The sequence below is a fragment of the Methylacidimicrobium tartarophylax genome (genome assembly GCF_902143375.2).
Lineage (GTDB): Bacteria > Verrucomicrobiota > Verrucomicrobiia > Methylacidiphilales > Methylacidiphilaceae > Methylacidimicrobium > Methylacidimicrobium tartarophylax.
On the sequence record NZ_CABFVA020000034.1, the window covers coordinates 13,342 to 30,593 of the forward strand.

Sequence of the window (17,252 nt, forward strand, 5' to 3'; positions counted from 1 at the left end):
AGAATCACCTGCGCATTTGCCAAAGATCGAAGCCCTCTGTATTGTCAGCCTCATGGACTTCGCATGCGCCGCCCGGCGGCTTCAAAGTGGACGGTTGGCCCTTGTCCTCGGTTGGATGGTTCCCCTGCTTTTTTCCGCAGCGGCCTTCGCTGGATCTGCCAATTGGACGACGGATTATCCCAAGGCTCTCAAGGAAGCCAAAGCCCAAAAGAAGCTGGTGCTGGCAAACTTTACCGGTTCCGACTGGTGCCCGTGGTGCCAAAAGCTCCAGCGCGAAGTGTTTTCGACCCCGGAGTTTCAGCAGTACGCCAAGGAACATCTCGTGCTGCTTGAGCTCGATTTCCCTCAACGCAAACCGCAAACGGAGGCTTTGAAGCAACAGAACAAAGAGCTCGCGGACCGATACCACGTCGACGCCTTCCCGACCATCCTGCTGCTGGATCCCGAAGGGCAAGAGGTCGCCTCCATGGGTTACATGCCAGGCGGAGCCAAGCCGTTCTTGGACAAAGTCGAGCAGCTTCGTCAGAAAGCAACTTCCGGAGGTTGACCTGCGTATCTCACCAAGTGCATAGCCGAGGCACGGCCAATGGGTTCCCGCGCTCTCGGAGACGAAGCGCGCCTGAATCGCGACCTTACCCGGAGCCGAAAGAAAATCTTTCCTGAAGTCGCTCCCAAGTCTAGCATTCGCACACAACTGCTTCCTTACATCCAACGAATATGAAACGAACATGGTCCACAGGCGCGAAGGCACTCTCGGTGAGTGCACTGGCTCTCTTTCTCTCCTCCCCATTGCATGCCCAGGATTCTTCGTCCTCCTCCCAGGAAGCCGAGTCCCAGGCCGCCACGCCGGAGAACCATCATCATCACCACCCAATGCACCGGCAGGTGCGGGAAAATCATGAGAAGATGCGGCGTCTCATGGAGCGCCAAGACGCCGAGTTGCGGCGTCTGACGGAAGAAATGAACCAGGCTCCTTCCGACAAGAAGCTCGATCGGGCCTGCGCCGTGATCAACAAGCTCGTCGAACAGCGGAAGGAAATGCACGACGCAATGGAAGGCATGCATCAAAAGTGGATGCATCAGATGGGTGAAGGGAAATAGGTTTCGTCCCGCTACTCGGCTTCAAAGACGATACGCAGCCTGGATTTCAAGGGGTCGCATTTGACCGGCGGATGGAGCAACCTCCCCTGGATATTCGGGCTCTCATAGCGTTCTTGTCGCTTGCAGTCCGGGTGACCGGCAGCGCGCGTTCGTTTTCTTTCGAACGTCGTCCTCTTCCCCCTCCTTTCGCATGAGCCCTTTCCTCCACCGACGAGCCTTCCGTCCGTCGACATCTGCCTGGGGCCGCGCCGTACGGCTTGGTCTAGCCGGAGCCTTTTTCGGCACAATGTTCGCCCAATTGCGCCCGGCAGCGGCACAGCCCGTTGCCTCGCCAGTGCTCGCTCGGCCTAGTTCCGCACAACAGCGGCAGATTCAACAGATGCAAGAACGTTTGCGGAAGATGACCCGCGAGCAAGACGACGAACTGGAGCACCTCCTAGGCGAATTGAACGGGGCTTCCCGCGACAAGAAGATTGATCTTTTGACCCGGATCGTGACCCGCCTGATCGAACAGAGGAAGGCCTTTCACCAGGAGAGTGAAGCCGTGCGTCTAAGGATTCTCGATATGCAGAATCCGCCCGCCCCCCTGCCTCGAGCCATGGCTCCTCCACCCCCTCCTGCGCGCGCCATCGAGAAGTCGGACTCCTCGGAAAACCCGCCGGCGGCTTCCGAACAAGGTTATTTGCCCCAGCAGCAGTAACACGCGAGTCCGCACCCAAGATCGCCGCCGGTCAGCGTCCACCACCCCAGCCGACCTCTCTCACAAACTTCGTGCCCGAGGCGGGGCGCAGGTTTTCCCCTGGAGTTGGTTGACGACATACTGCACGAAGACAAACCAAGTCCTAACGAGGCAGAACGGCCCATTTCGCAAGCCGCAGGAGAACGCTTGGGGACAGGCAGGCTAAGTTTCGGCGTCGACTTCCTCGACAATATCCTGGTTGAGAAACTCCGCGTAGGCCGGCGGCGGAGTTCTCTCCCGCTTCAGCAGGCGGTAGCCCGCCCAGACGAAAGCTCCCACAACGCCGATCACGAGGGCCAGCAGGAACAATCCTGCAACCAACCCGGCCCGTTCCGCTTGGGTTCCGACCGGCGCAGAAATCGCTTCGGGAGTTAGGAGCGTGTTCAGCACAACCTGCTCTCGCTTTCCAATATCTCGTATTGCCGCCCCGACCGCTTTCTTCGCCGCTCGATCCCGGCCAACGCGTCGCCGCTTCCGCTAGACATGCACCTTCTCGGCGGGTGCCTTTTCCTCCGCGGTCGGCTCCCACTGAGGGAGGAAATCCCGCTCAGCCCCTGGGACGCTATACTCGTAGGGACCGCGATAGACCGTGGGAGCCACGGGAAAGTTCCCATGTCCAAGCGGGGGAGTGGGAGTCGCCCACTCCAGAGTGGTTGCTTGCCACGGATTGTCGGATTTCACCTTCTCTCCGTATTTCGCACTCCAGAAAAAGTTGATGATAAACGGAATTTGTGCGAGTGCCAGCAGCCAGGCCGAGATCGACATCACATGGTTGAGCCAAAGGACGTGCTGCGCGTACTGCCAGCCGGCTCCCCCGTCGTACCAACGCCGGTGCATCCCGTTCATCCCCTGGATCAGCATCGGGAAGAAGATGCCGTTGAAAAAGAGGAGCGTCGGCCAGAAATGGAGCTTCCCAAGGAAGTCGTTCATCATGCGGCCCGTCACCTTCGGATACCAGTAGTAGATCCCGGCGAAGAGAGCCATGAGCGAGGTCGGCGCCATCATGTAGTGGAAGTGGCCCACGACATAGTAGGTGTCGTGAAGGACGAGGTCCGAGGAACTCCAGCCGTTCGGAAGCCCGGTCAAGCCGCCGATGGCGAAGAGAGGAAGCCAAGACAAGGCGAAGAGCATCGGCAGGTTGACGCGGATCGACGCTCCCCAAAGGGAAAGAAGAAACACCGTTCCAATGAGCACCGAGGGAATCGAGATCAGCGTGGTGAAGATCTGGAAAAAGGTCGTCACGCCTTGGCCCATGCCCGTCATGTACATGTGATGCGCCCAGACGACCATCCCGATCAATCCGATGGCGATCTCGGAGTAGACGATCGCCCGGTAGCTCCAGAGTGGCCTGCGGGTATTGTTCGTCCAAATCTCCGCAATGATGCCCATGGTGGGGAGGATCTGGACGTAGACCTCGGGATGCCCGAGAAACCAGAAGAGATGTTGCCAAAGGAGCGGAGCGCCGCCTCCGCTGACCGCCACCCGCTGTCCTCCAACGATCAGGCCGTCGGGGGAAAAGAAGCTCGTTCCGGCGAGCCGATCCATGAGCTGCATGACGGCGGCAGACTCGAGCGGCGGAAAGGCCAGGAGCATGAGGAAAGCGGTAACAAGTTCAGACCAGACGAAGATCGGGAGCCGCATCCAGCCCAGCCCCGGCGCCCGGAGCTGGAAGATGGTCGTGATCATGTTGATGGTCCCCAGCAGCGAACCGGTGATGTTGAAGGCCATCCCGAGCAGCCAGAGGGTCTGACCGTTGAGAACCGGGTGAAATCCCGGACCGGAGTCGGCAAGATCCGCCAGCGGAGGATAGGAGGTCCATCCCGACTTTGCCGCACCTCCCGGCACAAAAAAGCTCGCGACCATAATGACGACACCCACGAAGAAGCACCAGAAGCTCGCCATGTTGAGCCGAGGGAAGGCCATGTCGGGAGCGCCCAGCTTGAGAGGAACGATGTAGTTGCCGAACCCCGCAAAAAGCGCGGGCACGAGCGCCATGAAGATCATGATGGTCCCATGGATCGCCCCGAATGAGTTATACAACTGCGGCGTCATGACTCCGCCCGGAGCCATGTTCGATCCGAAGACCTGCTGCATCAGGTGCGCAAAAATGGGCACGGGCTTTCCAGGATAGGAGAGCTGCCAGCGCATGAAAATCATGAGGACGAACCCGAAGAGACCCATCAGCAGCGAGGTCACCATGTACTGGATACCGATCACCTTGTGATCAACGGAGAAGACCCACCGTTTCCACCAGGGCAAAGGCTCCCCGTGCCCATGTTGCCCCGGTTCCACAGGATTTTCGGTCATATGGCTGTCCATCCCTCTTCCCCCTCCGCTTCCTAAAGATTCGTTGCGCCGGATCGAGGCGCAGCCCGCGGCCGCGCGGCGGACTGTTCCCTTCCCTCTTTTCCCGTACCTGTATCACGCTAATCCATAGCTGCTCGCAGGACTATCCTGGTGCTCTCCTCGCCGTTCACCCCGAAGAGGCCCGTGCAGATTGCCCGGGGAAGATCGGGATGGATACCCGCTTCTTGCTCATAAGGCGACGTACCAAAAAGGAACGCTGGGAGGGAACTGCCGCAAACCGCTACCGACGGCTGCTATCCGCGGGCGAGAGACGTAGGAGAGGCTTCGGTGCCGAGCGGTGGCTGTTTGCCGAACTCGCGCTCGTAGAGCTTGGCATAACGAACGAAAGTCGCCAGAGCGGTGACCGTGGCGATGTAGAGACCGGGAAATCCATCCAAAAAGCCTAAGCGGAAGACATACCCACGCAAGAAGCGCCACAGAGGTCGAAGGAGAAGGTCCCTCCATTGAAAGCCGAGACCCTTGCTTTGCCGCTCTTCGGCAAACGCCGCTGCGAAAGCGGGAATCTTTCGCACATTGTCTTCCACCGTAGGGAAAGAATAGTGGAGCAGCTCTGCGCGAATTCTTTTCACCCGACCGTCCAGGATGAGCTTGTCATGCTCGCGATTCCCCCCCCAACGCCCACGCTCACGCCGAAAAAGCCGAAGGTTGTAATCGGGATACCAATCTCCGTGAGTGATCCAGCGGTTGAGAAACCAGGTCTTGCGGCGGAAGGACGCGCCATCGAACTTTCTCTCGGCTCCGGAAAAGAACTCTTCGACCGCCTTTCGCATCTCCAGGGAGACTTCCTCATCCGCATCCAGCCCCAGGACCCAGGGCTGGATGGCGAGCCCGAGCGCCACATTCTTCTGATCCCGACGACAGGTCCAGGCGCGTTCCTCTACGCGGGCTCCAAACTCCCGCGCAATCTGCGGCGTCCGATCGGTGCAATCATTGACGACAACGATGATCTCTTCCACCCATCCGGCAACGCTTCCGAGGCTTCTTGGCAGGTTCCGCGCCTCATTGCAGGCGATCATCGCCACGGAGATCGGCAGCTTCCGTGTCCGCTCTGTTTGCATGCGTTCGCTCGTGCTTCCGATCTAGCCCGGCATGAGGCCGAAGAGGGTTCTTAGCGTGCGGGGAGGGCGGCAGGCCATGATCCGTCGAAGGAGGAACGGGTCATCCCCTACCTGGTTGATGCCCCGCTCCACCGTGCATGCCGTCCGATAGCCCGCTTCAGCCACAAGATCGCGAATCTGCGGATTCCAATCTCCATACGGGTAGGAAAAGTGGTCGATGGAACGCCCGAAAAGATCCTCCAGCTTCTTCTTGCCGTCGACGATCTCCCGGCGCGCTTCGGGAAGCGTCAACCGCACCAGGGACGGATGGCTCAGGGTATGGCCGCCGATTTCCTGACCGGCTTCTATCCATTCTTGGATCTGTGTCCGATCCATCAAGGCCGCCGGCTTTTCCCCGATTGCAGTATCCCAATCGTTCGAGCCGCCGATTCGATCGGCAATCAAGAAGACGATGGCTCGAAAACCGATCTCGCGCAAAAGGGGGAGCGCTTCCTCATGAAGACTGGCGTACCCATCGTCGAACGTCAGGCCGACGCGCCGCCGCATCGGCACGGCGGGCTCGATAAATTCCTCGAGGCTCACGGACGTCCAGCCCGCCGATTTCCATTCGCACAATTGTCTGGCCAAAAGCCAAGTGGGAAGGTAGAGGCCGCGGAAGCGCGTCCCAAACGGAGGAGAGCCAACCTTGTGATACATCAGGATCGGGGCTGCCTCGGCAAAACGTTTCCGATAGGCCCAGAGATTCGTATAAGGAGGAAGCGCGTCCGGCGATGGAAGAGGACGGGATGGGGCCATGTTCGGAAACACTCTAGATGAAGAAGGTTTCGAATCGCAAATCTCCGCTCTGTTTTGCCAGGATTTCTCCGTGGAGGACGGAGCGGCCGGATGCGAAGCACCCGGCACGATTCCGCCGACCGATGGCCCACAGGGTGCCGCGGAGAGGAACCCTCTGGTCTCGATCATCATCGTCACCAGGAATACTCGCGATCTTCTCCGCGAAGCCATCCGTTCGGTCGAAGCCAGCCGGACCTCTTTTCCAACGGAGTTGGTTCTTGTAGACAACGGATCCACGGACGGCACGGCCGAGGAGATTCCTCTCGCCTTCCCGAAGGCGGTCTACTTGCGCTCATCCCGCAACCTGGGTTTCGCCGCAGCGGTCGACCGAGCGGCGAAAAGAAGCCGGGGAAAATATCTGTTGTTGCTGAACAGTGACGCGCGTCTGGAGCCGGACGCGCTCGAACGCGCCGTCCGATGGATGGAAGCAGCTCCCCAATGCGGGGTAGCCGGAGCTCAATTACACAACGAGGACGGCAGCCTGCAGAACTCGATCGCCAACTTTCCGAGCCTCTGGACCGAGCTCGGCAATCGGTCGCTCCTCCGCCGTTTCTTTCCTGCGCGATTCCCCGGGAAGGAACGCTCCGTAGATCATCCGACGGTCGTCGATTCGGTGATCGGGGCCTGCTTCCTCACGCGCGCCGACCTTTGGCAACGGCTGCACGGAATGGACGAGGGCTTCTTTTTCTTCCTGGAAGAAACGGACTTCTGCTATCGGGCACGGCAGGCCGGTTTTCTCGTCTATCACCTTCCCGACGTTCACGTCTGGCACGGCCAAGGTCGAAGCGCGGCCGCCTCTCCCGCGGCGGCGCGAATCGAATACTGGCGATCCCGTTATCGCTACTTTGCCCTCCATGCTCCGCGATCGCACCAGATTTGTCTTCGCATCGCCCTCCCGATCCGCCTCGTCGCCGAGCTGGCCGGCGACCTTTTGATCTTTCCCTTCCAGCGAACTCGACCCCGCTTCCGGGAGCGGCTCGGTGTCCGCTGGTCTCTCTTGCTCTGGCATTTGGCAGGCAGGCCGGAACGAATGGGGCTCCCTCGTGAGTAACGCCATCCTTCAAGTCGATTCTCTGCTCAGCGGCGGAGGAACAGACGTGCAAGCGATTCTCCTGGCTGTCGGGCTGAAGCGTCTGGGATGCTCGGTCGCCTTGGCCGGGCCGCCCGGAGGACCTCTGTCGCATGAGGTCGAAAAGCGAGGGATCAAGATTCTTCCCCTCCCACGCGATAAGACGGGTCTCGTGCTCGCTCTTGCGAGATGGATCCGTCGCGGCGGCTTCTCTGTCATCCACGCGCATCATGGCCGGGACTATTGGCCCACCATCCTGGCTGCGCGTCTGGCCGGAGGCCGGGCTTCCGCTCTCCTCACGCGCCACATGGCGAAAAGCCCAAGCTCCTGGCCGAGCCAACGATTTCTCCTGAATGCCTCGAGCGGCATGATTGCGGTATCGCAATTTGTCTATCGCGTATTGACGGTAGGCGACTATGAGCCGGATTCGACCGAATGGGAGCGCCGCGCCCGCCCGCCGATAAAAGGAGATCTCTCCAAGATCCACATGATCCCGCCTGGGATCGAGGTCGAGCGATTCGTACCGAGGGAAGAGACCGGGGAAAGGCTTTCCTGGGGATTTGGACCCGAGCATCGGATCTTTGCCCTGGTCGGAGGCTGCTCTTTTCCCTATGGCAAAGGGCAAGAGGTCTTTCTGCAAGCTGCCGCCCTCGTGCATGCGCGTCTGCCACAGACCCGCTTCCTCCTCTTGGGCAGCGGCAACATGCAGGGCTATCTCGCGGAGAAAGTGCGGACCCTGGGACTGCAGGGGAAGGTCCTTCTCCTCCCCCATTGCGACCGAATGCCGGAATTCCTGAATGCGATCGACTGCCTGGTGCGGCCCGGCGTAGGAACCGAGGCCCTAGGACTGGCGATCCTGGAGGCATTGGCGTGCGGCAAGCCCGTGATCGCCGGGGCGATCGACGGGATCCCCGAAGCCTTTGTTTCCGAAGGCTGCGGCAAGCTCTTGGACCAGTCTACGCCTGAAACGCTTGCCTCGGCCATGGAGGAGATCGCCCGGCGGGAGTCCCTTGCCCTCGCCGAGCGCCTGGCTCTTCACGAGCAGGTCGCCCAACGGTTTTCGTCCGAAATCCTGGCGGAACGGACCCTCGCGCTCTACCGCCGGCTTGCCTCTTGAACGATTCGACGGGACGGCTTTCCAAAAAAGAGACCGTTTACTGGGTAATGGCCTCGTCGGCTAAGAGCCACACGGTGATCGTCTGATTATGATGACCGATGGTTCCCGCAACCGTCGTGCCGGTTTCCCCGTATGTGGATGCCCCAACGACCGCGACGTGCTCCCCCAATTCTTCGCGAATCGCCCGCACCTCGTCCGTCCCGGAGCCCAAGCAGAGCGCCTGCTGATGACAAAGAATGCAATTAAAGACGACGACCGCCGCTACTCTTTTCGGGCTTCCCGCGTCGGCCAGCGCCCGCCGGACTGCCAAGCGAACCGATTCGACACGGCTCGACGCATCCGCCTCCAGCAGGGTCAATCCACTGCCCTTGGGAATGGCGGAAAAGAAGACAATGGAGCCGTCCTCCTGAATTAGGGCCGGGCTGCGAACCTGCCAATAGCCTGCCGTAACCTCGATGATCCCCATCGGATTGCTGCTGAAGCGCTGCTGCGCCTCCCTCCAACTGGAGGCGCCGATCAGCTCCGCATAAACATCGGCCGCCGGACGGTGGTTCAGGGTTTTGACCACCCTGCCCTCGCTCTCGGTGACGAAGGCTCCCTTGGCGTCCATCGGACGAAAGGCGTTGGCCATGCCGACTCCATTCTTCAGCGTCGTGGCGATGCCCAAAAGAGAGAGCCCTCCCTTGTCGATCACCCCATCCCCGTGGGCATAGGTTTCCGTGATCCGATCGAGATAGAGTCGGTCGGCTGCCGTCCCTCCCACGACACGGGCCCCTCGACCCACCGCCCGAGAGATGCCCCGCAAGACGGCTTCCTCCGTTCCTACACTCGAATGGCCGACGAGCAGAGTAAATGGATTGGCTTGCAGCATCTGCGAAGCGCGCTTGCCGGTAAAGCCGATGTAGAGCAACTCGGGACTGAAATCAGCCCCGTCGAAAGCCTGTCGCGTCAACTCCTGCGCCCTCTCCTCCTCTTGCCCGTCGATCTTCCCCATCACCACGCAGGGAGCGAGCACATCCCCGCGCTGCTCGATCGCCAGAAGCAGAATTCCCTCCGTAGAAAGGTTCCCCTGCTCGCCATTGAAATGGCCGGCACAGGACAATCCCCAGGAATGACCGCCCAAGACACTCTGGATTTCCTTGGCAATCTCGCCCTGGTCCAGCGAACTTGCCGCAAAGAGGAGCGTCAACGTCGGGCTCTGAACTCCCTGTCGCCGCAACTTCTCCAACGCTTCCTGCACGTCCGCCCCGTAGGCCACGGTCGTGCGGACGTAACGGGCCGAATCCATTTCCTGGTACATTAAGCCACTCCTCGTTATCTCGGTTTGTGTGAAGGGGATGTCCGGTCTCCGGACTCAGGCTCGACCGCTGTCGCGAAGTAAACTCGATCACCGATCGTTCTTTTCCTACGGACCGAGCGCATAGCCCAAGCCTACCACCACGTTGTTGCTCAGCATATGGCCCGCTACGACCTCACCGGAAGGATAGGAATATGAAACGGATCCTGTCCACCCAAAGAAGGACTCGAAGCGCAAGGACCAGCGCGCGTCGATATGATAGCGCATGCCGACATCGACGAGCAAGACAGGCACAATGGCAACCGAGGATGCCTCGGTCCGACTCTCCGACGTGAGAAAGCCTGCGCCGGCTCCGAACCCGAGAATCGGCTCCCAGGCTCCCATCCGATAGCCGACCGTGCCAAAAAGGACGGTAAATCCGCCGCTCAGCGCATCGGCACGGCCCCGATCACCGATCTGGGTCGAAATTCTTTGCACGTTATAGGCGCCGGTCAACTCGAGGGTGAAGCTGAAGTGGCCCATCTTCCGAGGGTCATACCAGTAGTATCCGCCGGTCGGGGAAAGGATGGTTGTGGCATCGTCTTCGGAACGAACCGGAGCCCCGGAAGCAGGGACAAATCCAGAAGAGAAGCGATTCCACTGGGGCCCGACAAATCCAGCGACGAACCACGAGTTTCCTTGGTCGCCTCGGGATCCCTGCGCGGCTGATTCCTGGGTCAAAATCACTCCTTCCCCTCCCTCTCCGTTCCAACAGAGAGCGCCATTCGCTCCGACCGCAGAAACAGCAGCCCACAAAAGCAGGCGTTTGCAGAATCTCCCCGACCAATCGAGTAGACGCCCTACGCTCCGCCTTGCGCCGAAAAGACGCTCCATTCTGCTCTCGTCCGGAGCATTCCGCGGGCCAACGGCGGTTTCCTTCCCGCTTTCGCTCTCCGGCGGGAGCGCCTCCGCGTCCGGATGGCGGACGGAGGCTGTCTCAAGAAAAGACAGTCGCTCTGCGCTCCGGCAAGGAGCCTGCCACTTGATTCTGTTTCAAAGACCTCTCTCAGAGCCGAGAATCCCTTTGGGGGGCCGGCGATGCCTTCCCCTGGGTCTCCGCAAGAAAGAGGCGGGCTGCCTCCCGAATCAGTGGGGCAAGATCTGCCTTGGGCTCCGCAAAACGGGGCCGAAACCAGGGGAAGAGGCCGACCAGGTCGTGAAAAACCAGGATCTGACCGTCGCACGCCGAGCCTGAGCCGATCCCGATCGTAGGAATCCGCAGACACCGGGTAATTTCCGCCGTCAGCCCCGCATCTGCCGCTTCCACGACGACGCTGAATGCTCCTGCTTCTTCCACCGCACGCGCATCCGCGAGAATCCGTTCCCTCTCCTCCGACTGACGACCGACCTTGCGGAACCTCCTGCCTGCACTCTGAGGCAGGAGTCCGATGTGGGCCATCACCGCAATTCCGGCTCCGACGAGCGTCCGAATCGCATCGCTCGCCTCTACTCCTCCCTCAAGCTTCACCGCTTCGGCTCCGGCTTGCACCAGGGCCTTCCCGGTGACGAGGGCTTCGGCCGGAGTCCGATAGGTTCCGGAAGGAAAATCGGCAATAACCAGAGCCCGCGGCTTCGCCCGCGCCACGGCGGCAAGATGCGGAAGGAACTCCTCGAGCCGAAGGGAGGTGGTGTCCGCATAGCCCAAGACAACCATCGCCAGCGAATCCCCGACCAGGAGAATCGGAATCCCCGCTTCATCGAGCAGCCGGGCCGTCGGAAAATCGTAGGCGGTCAGCGCAGCAATCTTCTGGGCAGCGTCCTTTCTGCTTCGAACCCATTCAGGAGTGATCTTGGATAAGTCGGTCATAAAGCTCCTTTACCGTGCGGGAGAAACCTGAAAGGCGGAGGTGCGGGTTGATTTCCGCAAGCGGACCCAGCACAAAACCCCGGCTGATCAGCCGTGGATGCGGCAAGGTCAATTCGGGAGAGTGTCGAACCAGATCTCCGCAATAGAGGAGATCCAGATCGATCGGGCGAGGCGAGTTCCTCTGCCGCTTTTCGGCAGGCAATCGGCCCGCTCTTCTCTCGAAGGCCAGCAAAGAAGCCAGAAGATCCTCGGGAGAACCATCCCAGTCGATCTCGGCAACCGCGTTCAAGAACTCGCCGGAATCCGGAGGGCAGTCGACCGGTTCGCTTTTCCAGAGCGAGGAGCGGAGGAACCGACCGCTCTTTGAGAGATTTCGAAGGAAGGAAAAGGCCTCTTCCATCCTGGCTTCCCGCTCTCCCAGATTGGACCCTAGGGCAATTCCTGCGCGCATGGCGATCATCCGGCCCCCGAACTGCGTCCCGTTTCCTGCCAGAGCATCACTCTCCAAGGCTTGCGAATTTTTTCATCTTGGGCAAGCTGCTCCGGATGGGAATCTTCGTTTTCTCCTCCGATTCCCACCCATACTCAGACTGCCTGTCGCACCAGCGTTCCCCTGCGGCTTGCAAAAGGGACTCGGCTGCGAGAGGGGTGACGTGAACGAGATTAAATCCATCCTGCGCGCCAGCAAGAGAGAGCTCGAGGAAACGCTGCGTCGGGCGGAAGAAACCTTTCCCGCTCTGGAGAAGGTTGCCGTCCTTTGCGTCCAGTGCCTGCGACAAGGAGGGACCATCTTTACGGCGGGTAACGGCGGCAGCGCGGCGGACGCACTCCATCTCGCCGAAGAACTCGTGGGTCGTTACCGCACGACCCGCGATCCTCTCCCCGCCGTCTCGCTCTGCGCCGATCCGACGGCGCTGACTTGCATCGCGAATGATTTCGGCTTTTCCGAGATCTTCTCCCGACCGTTGTCTGCCCTCGCCCGGCCTGGAGATCTCTTTCTCGGTTTTTCGACCAGCGGCTCTTCCGCCAATATCCTTTCGGCACTGCGCCTGGCGAGAAGTCGCTCGATCCGCTCGGCTGCTTTTCTCGGAAAGGACGGGGGTCAGGCCGCTCCGGAGGCGGATGTCTCCTGGATCGTTCCGAGCCACTCCACGGCACGGATCCAGGAACTCCATACCTGGGGTTTGCACGTCATCCTCGAGTGCGTGGAAAAGGCGATGGGCAACCAAGAGGAGCCATGGAGATCCAAAGCCAGTCCGGAAAGCAGGGAAGGCGACTGACGGCGCGAGCAACCCGCAGGGCGGTGGTGGCTGGGGTCGGAATCGAACCGACGACACGCGGATTTTCAGTCCGCTGCTCTACCGACTGAGCTACCCAGCCATCTCTCCGCCCTTTGTCGGCGGAAGCTGCATTCTCTCGCGAAGGAGAAGAAAGTCAACGCTCTGCCTCCCCTTCATGCCCGCTAGGCGATGCGTGGAGCGCCCAGAAGATTGGAGATCGTAGCGAATTCAAATCCCCGCTCCAAAAGTCCATCGAAAATCCGTCCCACCACTTCGGCGGTCTGCAGGTGGAGATCGTGCATGAGCACGATCGATCCTGGATGAGTCTGCGTTAAAACAGTCCCCAAAATTCGCTCCGTTCCCGGCCGCGCCCAGTCACGTGTGTCGACGCTCCACAAGACCACGCCCAGCCCCTCTTGCGCAGCGAGCGGAGCTTGGACTGGATGGAAGGAACCGTAGGGCGGTCTCATCCAGCAAGGCCGAAACTTGGTGGCCTGCTCGATTGCCTCCTGTGTCTTCTGGAGTTGCGCCAGAACTTGTGGAGCGGGCATTCGTCCGAGTTGGGGATGCGTGTACGAATGGTTGCCGATCTCATGCCCTTCCTCCCGAACGCGACGAGCCAAAGAGGGGGCTGCCGTTACGCGTTGCCCGATCATAAAGAAGGTCGCGGAGAGATGCCGTTCTCGAAGAGCGGCCAGCACCTTTTCCGTCACCCCTGGGGTCGGACCGTCGTCAAAGGTGACGGCGACCCTTCGGCCGAGCCCCGGGCCATGATTGAAAAAGTGAATACCGCCCGCCCCCTGCCCGGCGATCGCGGTGGCGCGCCGGATGCTTTCGGCTCCGGGCCGGCCGGCGCTCTGCCCGGTCTGAGCAGCCCGACTCAGCGCCGGGGCGGCCATGCCGGCGCTCAAAAGGCCCAGTTTTTGCAAGAAAACGCGGCGAGAAATATCCATAGGTAAAGCAGGTGCTGAAAGCGACCGTAACAGGTCCCATCCCTCCTTGGCAATCCCGCTCTCCCCCGCCCGTTTCTCGCTGCCATTTCTCGCAAATTTCGTGGCCGAGGCGCCGCAAATGGGCTTGGATGCGAGGCGCGGCGCAGGTTTTCCCCCGGAGCTGTATGAGGACAACCTGCAAGGAGGGAAAACCAAGACCAACGAAGCAGACGAGCCCATTTTGCAAGCCGCAGGAGAAAGCTTGCGAGAAATGGCGGCCAGGACTGGAGCCTTGCCCGTCGCAACGAGTCTTGGTAGGTTGCAAGCCACGTTACGACAGGAAAACGACACCAAGTCGGATGCCGCCTAGAGAGCGAAATGAGGCAAAACGGTGACAGAACAAAAAAATACCAGCGGCCTGGAAGGAATCACTGCGGGAGAGACTGCTTTAAGCACGGTCGGCAAGGAAGGACTCGACCTAACCTACCGGGGCTATTCCATTCGTGATCTGGCTTCGTCGTCTTCCTTCGAGGAAGTCCTCTACCTTCTGGTCTACGGAGTTCTGCCGAGTCGGCCGGAGCTGGACCGCTACCGCAATCTGCTGATCTCCCTCCGAGACCTGCCGCCGGCGCTGAAGACTATACTGGAGCAGCTTCCTCCCACGGCCAATCCCGTGGACATTCTCCGCACAGGCTGCTCCGCCTTGGGGACCATGGAGCCGGAAGGGGAAGACCGCGATGCTCACGCCATCGCCGGTCGGCTCTGCGCCTGTTTCCCTTCCATGCTGCTCTATTGGCACCAATTCCATCGGGACGGGAGGCGGATCGAGACGAGGGCCGAAGAGCATAGAACGGTTGCCGATCAGTTTCTCTACCTATTACGAGGAGAAGCTCCTTCGCCACTGCATGTCCGAGCACTCGATGCGGCGCTCATTCTTCACGCCGAGCACGAGTTCAATGCGTCGACCTTTACCTGCCGCGTGATCGTTTCCACCCTTTCGGATTTCTATTCCGGCATCACCGGAGGAATCGGGGCGTTGCGCGGGCCTTTGCATGGGGGGGCGGACGAGGCGGCGATGATGCTCCTGGAACGCTTTTCCACGCCGGACGAGGCGGAAGCCGGCATCCGGAAGATGCTCGAGAAGAAAGAAAAAGCCATGGGCTTCGGCCACCGCGTCTATAAAAAAGGAGATCCCCGGGCGCCGATCCTAAAAGCCCTGGCCAAGCAGCTCGCGCAAGAGGCGGGCGACCGGTCGCTATTCCCGGTCGCAGAGCGAATCGAAAACCTTCTTCTTTCGGAGAAGGGTCTCTATCCCAATGTGGATTTCTATAGTGCCGTCGTTTACCACTTCCTCGACATTCCCACCTTTTTCTTCACCCCGCTCTTCGTGATTGCCCGAACTTCCGGATGGGCCGCCCATATCCTCGAGCAGCGAGCGAACAATCGCCTGATTCGGCCCTTGGCTACCTATATCGGCCCGGCGCCTCGACCGTTTCCGAAGATCGACGAGCGAGGATAGCGGTCGTTCGGATCCGAGGAAGCCTCTTCGCCCCCGTCAAACGGGACTCGGGTGCGAACTTCATGAGACATGCAGGTTAATCCGTTCTGGCCAACTTTCGTCGTCGATCCGCGCAAAATCGACCCGGCATGGCGGCCTCTTTTTTCCGAAGTCCTCCAACGAATCTTAAGCGAATTCGACCACCGCTTCCCAAGGACGGAAAACTCATGGCCGCCCGGCGGCAATTGGCGGGAGCACCAGCCGCTTCTTCTGGCCGGTTCGAACGCTTCCGGCGGAGGGATGACCACCTTGATTGGAACTCTTTTTCGGTTGATGGAGGGGAGAGCCTTTCCCTTCTATATCCGCCCCTTCCGCAATCCTCTGGCTCCGTGGAAGGCGCTGCTTCAGGCTTTTGGAATGGAGCTGTCCCTCCCCGATCGCTCCCGCGCGATCCACCGATGGCCCGAAGAACCGAGCCGGATCCAAGTCTTCGCCAACGAGATTCTCGGATCCCTGGCCACGCGGCTCGTTGACCAGGGGAGGATCCGCGACGCCAGGCTGCGCTCGGCCGTTCGCTTTTTGCGTCGCCATCCGTCCAAGGTCTTGCTCGAAGGACTCGTCCCGGAATGGGTCCAATGGCTCCGCCAAGACTATGCCAGGATCATTCCCTTCGCCGAAGAGTTGCTTTCGGAGCTTGGACTGTTGGGGGATCAGCTCCCCAATTGGCTTTGGGCGATTCACGGCTTGGCTGTTCGGACGGAGGATCGAGTCATCCAGGAAGCGTGTCGCCGTTGGATTTTCGGTGAGCCCATCGATTGGTCGCAGGCGATCCGCGCGAACCTTGCGGTCGCGCCTCGGGAGCAGGCGATGGAAGCTCTTGAGAGTGACGAAGAACTCTGCCGAAGGCATGTCGAGAATCTTCTCCGACTCAGCAAGCTTTCCAAGCCGTTCCTTCTCGCCTTTGACAACGCGGACGCTTGGGGAGCGGAGCCGGCGTTGGCCGCGTCCGCCGGGGACCTTCTCCAGGCCCTGAGCGAAGGTCCGCCGGTCTTTGTCTTGCTGGGCGCACGCCTCCCGCATTGGAACACCTCGGTTCTTCCTCACTGGTCCGAAAAGCAGCGAAGCCTTCTCTCTGCGCCTTTTTTGCTCCGCGAGATCGAGAAATCGGAAGCGGCGGAACTCCTCGAAGCACGACTTTCTCGATTGGGGCGGCGGCGATCGGCGATCTCTCCCCAGTGGCTCGAAAGCGCTTACCAGAACCGGAGTTCCTTGCCGCCACGCGCTCTGCTCCTTTCCGTTGCCGTTTCCTGGGACCAACAGCAGTCGGCCGATCCCAATCCCTCTTCGATCGGAACTCGATGGCTCTTCGACGCAAAACTCCAGTGGGAGATCTCCCGCCCGAATCTCCCTTTTGGCTGGATCGTGGAATGGGCTTTGTTGCCTCTGGAACCGCCCGCAGACTTTGCCTGGCAAAGAGAAGAGATCCGCCCCTTCACGCTCTTTTGCGCGCGAAGGAGGCAATCGGAAGCGGATCTTTTCCTCTTTCCGCAGCCTCAAGCCCGCAGAACCGACGAACGGGCCTTTCTCTCCTACCTCGAAAAGGCAACGGATGCGGCAAAGGCGGACAGCCGCTCGTTCCAGCCCTATGGGTTGGTTTTCGAACAGGAGGAGCCGCGTGCACTCCCCAGCCGGAACTGGACCGAGCAACGGTCTCCTGGCTTCTCCCTTCTCCTTCTCTCGGCCAAGGAAATGCTCGACCTGTCCGCCGCCGTCTCTCTCTTGTTTTCCTTTCGCCACGACCCAGGTCTTTCATCGATCGAAGAAGAGATCCACGAGAGGGCAAAAGGGATTCTCGCTTCCTGGCGCGCCCGACTCCCGATTCCTGACCCCGCTCCTCCGGATCGACACAGATCCGAGAGTCTCTCCTTGCCGCTCATCGAGTCGATCCGCGACTCGATCCGTGCGAAACAAGTCCTTCCCTTGACGGCGCTCCTCCAGCGCCTTCCTCGACAGGTCGACCGGGAACAGGCCCTGTCTGCGGCGGCCACCCTCTCCGAAGTCCAAATCCGAACGGGCCCGAAGGGGGAACCCCTCTTTTGCTGGCAATCGTAAGA

The 17,252-nt window shown here is 60.4% G+C and carries 18 protein-coding genes and 1 tRNA gene; 9 read left to right on the forward strand and 10 right to left on the reverse strand.

The annotated features are described in order from the left end of the window. The first annotated feature begins 52 nt into the window (after window positions 1-52). From MAMT_RS04210 to MAMT_RS04220, 3 genes are all read left to right on the forward strand, one after another. Window positions 53-547: a thioredoxin family protein gene (locus MAMT_RS04210; RefSeq protein WP_142659763.1), complete on the forward strand. Its 495-nt coding sequence runs from the start codon at window positions 53-55 to the stop codon at window positions 545-547. A gap of 170 nt (window positions 548-717) precedes the next feature. After that, window positions 718-1,101 (forward strand): hypothetical protein, encoded by a 384-nt coding sequence (locus tag MAMT_RS04215; RefSeq protein ID WP_142659764.1) that lies wholly within the window; start codon window positions 718-720, stop codon window positions 1,099-1,101. Between the two features lie 400 nt (window positions 1,102-1,501). Continuing rightward, window positions 1,502-1,801 carry a hypothetical protein gene (locus tag MAMT_RS04220; RefSeq protein ID WP_142659765.1) on the forward strand — a complete coding sequence of 100 codons (300 nt, stop codon included), beginning with the start codon at window positions 1,502-1,504 and terminating at the stop codon, window positions 1,799-1,801. A 201-nt stretch (window positions 1,802-2,002) separates the two neighbouring features. Here the strand turns inward: MAMT_RS04220 and MAMT_RS04225 are convergent, their stop codons facing one another. From MAMT_RS04225 to MAMT_RS04240, 4 genes are all read right to left on the reverse strand, one after another. Beyond that, window positions 2,003-2,230: a hypothetical protein gene (locus MAMT_RS04225; protein WP_142659766.1), complete on the reverse strand. Its 228-nt coding sequence runs from the start codon at window positions 2,228-2,230 to the stop codon at window positions 2,003-2,005. 87 nt (window positions 2,231-2,317) lie between these two features. Beyond that, on the reverse strand, window positions 2,318-4,159 hold the full coding sequence (locus MAMT_RS04230; RefSeq protein WP_142659767.1) for a cytochrome c oxidase subunit I: 1,842 nt from the start codon (window positions 4,157-4,159) through the stop codon (window positions 2,318-2,320). A 281-nt stretch (window positions 4,160-4,440) separates the two neighbouring features. After that, entirely contained in the window at window positions 4,441-5,265 is an 825-nt protein-coding gene (locus tag MAMT_RS04235) for a glycosyltransferase family 2 protein (RefSeq protein ID WP_142659768.1), read from the reverse strand. Between the two features lie 21 nt (window positions 5,266-5,286). After that, window positions 5,287-6,060: a polysaccharide deacetylase family protein gene (locus MAMT_RS04240; RefSeq protein ID WP_142659769.1), complete on the reverse strand. Its 774-nt coding sequence runs from the start codon at window positions 6,058-6,060 to the stop codon at window positions 5,287-5,289. 70 nt (window positions 6,061-6,130) lie between these two features. Here MAMT_RS04240 and MAMT_RS04245 point away from each other — a divergent pair, with 70 nt between their 5' ends. Further along, complete coding sequence (locus MAMT_RS04245) at window positions 6,131-7,150, forward strand: glycosyltransferase family 2 protein (RefSeq protein WP_246186516.1); 1,020 nt, start codon at window positions 6,131-6,133, stop codon at window positions 7,148-7,150. Beyond that, window positions 7,143-8,285 (forward strand): glycosyltransferase family 4 protein, encoded by a 1,143-nt coding sequence (locus tag MAMT_RS04250; protein ID WP_178086909.1) that lies wholly within the window; start codon window positions 7,143-7,145, stop codon window positions 8,283-8,285. The genes MAMT_RS04245 and MAMT_RS04250 overlap by 8 nt, the downstream gene beginning before the upstream one ends. Before the next feature lie 37 nt (window positions 8,286-8,322). Here MAMT_RS04250 and MAMT_RS04255 read toward each other — a convergent pair whose 3' ends face one another. The 4 genes from MAMT_RS04255 to folK all read right to left on the reverse strand — a co-directional run bounded on the left by MAMT_RS04255 (window position 8,323) and on the right by folK (window position 11,936). Next, window positions 8,323-9,585 carry an FIST signal transduction protein gene (locus MAMT_RS04255; RefSeq protein WP_142659772.1) on the reverse strand — a complete coding sequence of 421 codons (1,263 nt, stop codon included), beginning with the start codon at window positions 9,583-9,585 and terminating at the stop codon, window positions 8,323-8,325. Between the two features lie 105 nt (window positions 9,586-9,690). Beyond that, the gene (locus MAMT_RS04260) at window positions 9,691-10,308 is read right to left on the reverse strand and encodes a hypothetical protein (protein WP_142659773.1); all 618 of its coding nucleotides are present in this window, start codon (window positions 10,306-10,308) and stop codon (window positions 9,691-9,693) included. A 319-nt stretch (window positions 10,309-10,627) separates the two neighbouring features. Then, window positions 10,628-11,428, reverse strand: coding sequence for a 3-methyl-2-oxobutanoate hydroxymethyltransferase (panB, locus tag MAMT_RS04265; protein ID WP_142659774.1), 801 nt, complete (start codon window positions 11,426-11,428; stop codon window positions 10,628-10,630). Beyond that, a complete protein-coding gene (gene folK / locus MAMT_RS04270) occupies window positions 11,400-11,936 on the reverse strand; it encodes a 2-amino-4-hydroxy-6-hydroxymethyldihydropteridine diphosphokinase (RefSeq protein WP_246186517.1) in 537 nt (178 codons plus the stop codon). The genes panB and folK overlap by 29 nt, the downstream gene beginning before the upstream one ends. Before the next feature lie 145 nt (window positions 11,937-12,081). On the opposite strand from folK, the gene MAMT_RS04275 reads away from it, so the two are divergent. Further along, window positions 12,082-12,708: a D-sedoheptulose-7-phosphate isomerase gene (locus MAMT_RS04275; protein ID WP_142659775.1), complete on the forward strand. Its 627-nt coding sequence runs from the start codon at window positions 12,082-12,084 to the stop codon at window positions 12,706-12,708. 24 nt (window positions 12,709-12,732) lie between these two features. On the opposite strand, the gene MAMT_RS04280 is transcribed toward MAMT_RS04275, so the two are convergent. Continuing rightward, a tRNA-Phe gene (locus MAMT_RS04280) sits at window positions 12,733-12,808 on the reverse strand. Between the two features lie 82 nt (window positions 12,809-12,890). Beyond that, on the reverse strand, window positions 12,891-13,607 hold the full coding sequence (locus MAMT_RS04285; RefSeq protein ID WP_246186518.1) for a polysaccharide deacetylase family protein: 717 nt from the start codon (window positions 13,605-13,607) through the stop codon (window positions 12,891-12,893). On the opposite strand from MAMT_RS04285, the gene MAMT_RS11300 reads away from it, so the two are divergent. The 3 genes from MAMT_RS11300 (at window position 13,606) to MAMT_RS04300 (ending at window position 17,250) form a co-directional block, all read left to right on the forward strand. Next, window positions 13,606-14,010 (forward strand): hypothetical protein, encoded by a 405-nt coding sequence (locus tag MAMT_RS11300; RefSeq protein WP_178086908.1) that lies wholly within the window; start codon window positions 13,606-13,608, stop codon window positions 14,008-14,010. The genes MAMT_RS04285 and MAMT_RS11300 overlap by 2 nt on opposite strands. A 21-nt stretch (window positions 14,011-14,031) precedes the next feature. After that, window positions 14,032-15,159: a citrate/2-methylcitrate synthase gene (locus tag MAMT_RS04295; RefSeq protein WP_142659777.1), complete on the forward strand. Its 1,128-nt coding sequence runs from the start codon at window positions 14,032-14,034 to the stop codon at window positions 15,157-15,159. Between the two features lie 69 nt (window positions 15,160-15,228). Beyond that, the gene (locus MAMT_RS04300; protein WP_142659778.1) at window positions 15,229-17,250 is read left to right on the forward strand and encodes a hypothetical protein; all 2,022 of its coding nucleotides are present in this window, start codon (window positions 15,229-15,231) and stop codon (window positions 17,248-17,250) included. Window positions 17,251-17,252: the final 2 nt, after the last annotated feature.

What these genes read in the sequence shown, in the direction of transcription:
- MAMT_RS04210 (WP_142659763.1), top strand. Translation starts at nt 53, where the DNA reads ATGGACTTCGCATGCGCCGCCCGGCGGCTTCAAAGTGGACGGTTGGCC.
- MAMT_RS04215 (WP_142659764.1), top strand. Translation starts at nt 718, where the DNA reads ATGAAACGAACATGGTCCACAGGCGCGAAGGCACTCTCGGTGAGTGCA.
- MAMT_RS04220 (WP_142659765.1), top strand. Translation starts at nt 1,502, where the DNA reads ATGACCCGCGAGCAAGACGACGAACTGGAGCACCTCCTAGGCGAATTG.
- MAMT_RS04230 (WP_142659767.1), bottom strand. Translation starts at nt 4,159, where the DNA reads ATGGACAGCCATATGACCGAAAATCCTGTGGAACCGGGGCAACATGGG.
- MAMT_RS04235 (WP_142659768.1), bottom strand. Translation starts at nt 5,265, where the DNA reads ATGCAAACAGAGCGGACACGGAAGCTGCCGATCTCCGTGGCGATGATC.
- MAMT_RS04240 (WP_142659769.1), bottom strand. Translation starts at nt 6,060, where the DNA reads ATGGCCCCATCCCGTCCTCTTCCATCGCCGGACGCGCTTCCTCCTTAT.
- MAMT_RS04255 (WP_142659772.1), bottom strand. Translation starts at nt 9,585, where the DNA reads ATGTACCAGGAAATGGATTCGGCCCGTTACGTCCGCACGACCGTGGCC.
- panB (WP_142659774.1), bottom strand. Translation starts at nt 11,428, where the DNA reads ATGACCGACTTATCCAAGATCACTCCTGAATGGGTTCGAAGCAGAAAG.
- MAMT_RS11300 (WP_178086908.1), top strand. Translation starts at nt 13,606, where the DNA reads ATGCCGGCGCTCAAAAGGCCCAGTTTTTGCAAGAAAACGCGGCGAGAA.
- MAMT_RS04285 (WP_246186518.1), bottom strand. Translation starts at nt 13,607, where the DNA reads ATGGCCGCCCCGGCGCTGAGTCGGGCTGCTCAGACCGGGCAGAGCGCC.
- MAMT_RS04300 (WP_142659778.1), top strand. Translation starts at nt 15,229, where the DNA reads ATGCAGGTTAATCCGTTCTGGCCAACTTTCGTCGTCGATCCGCGCAAA.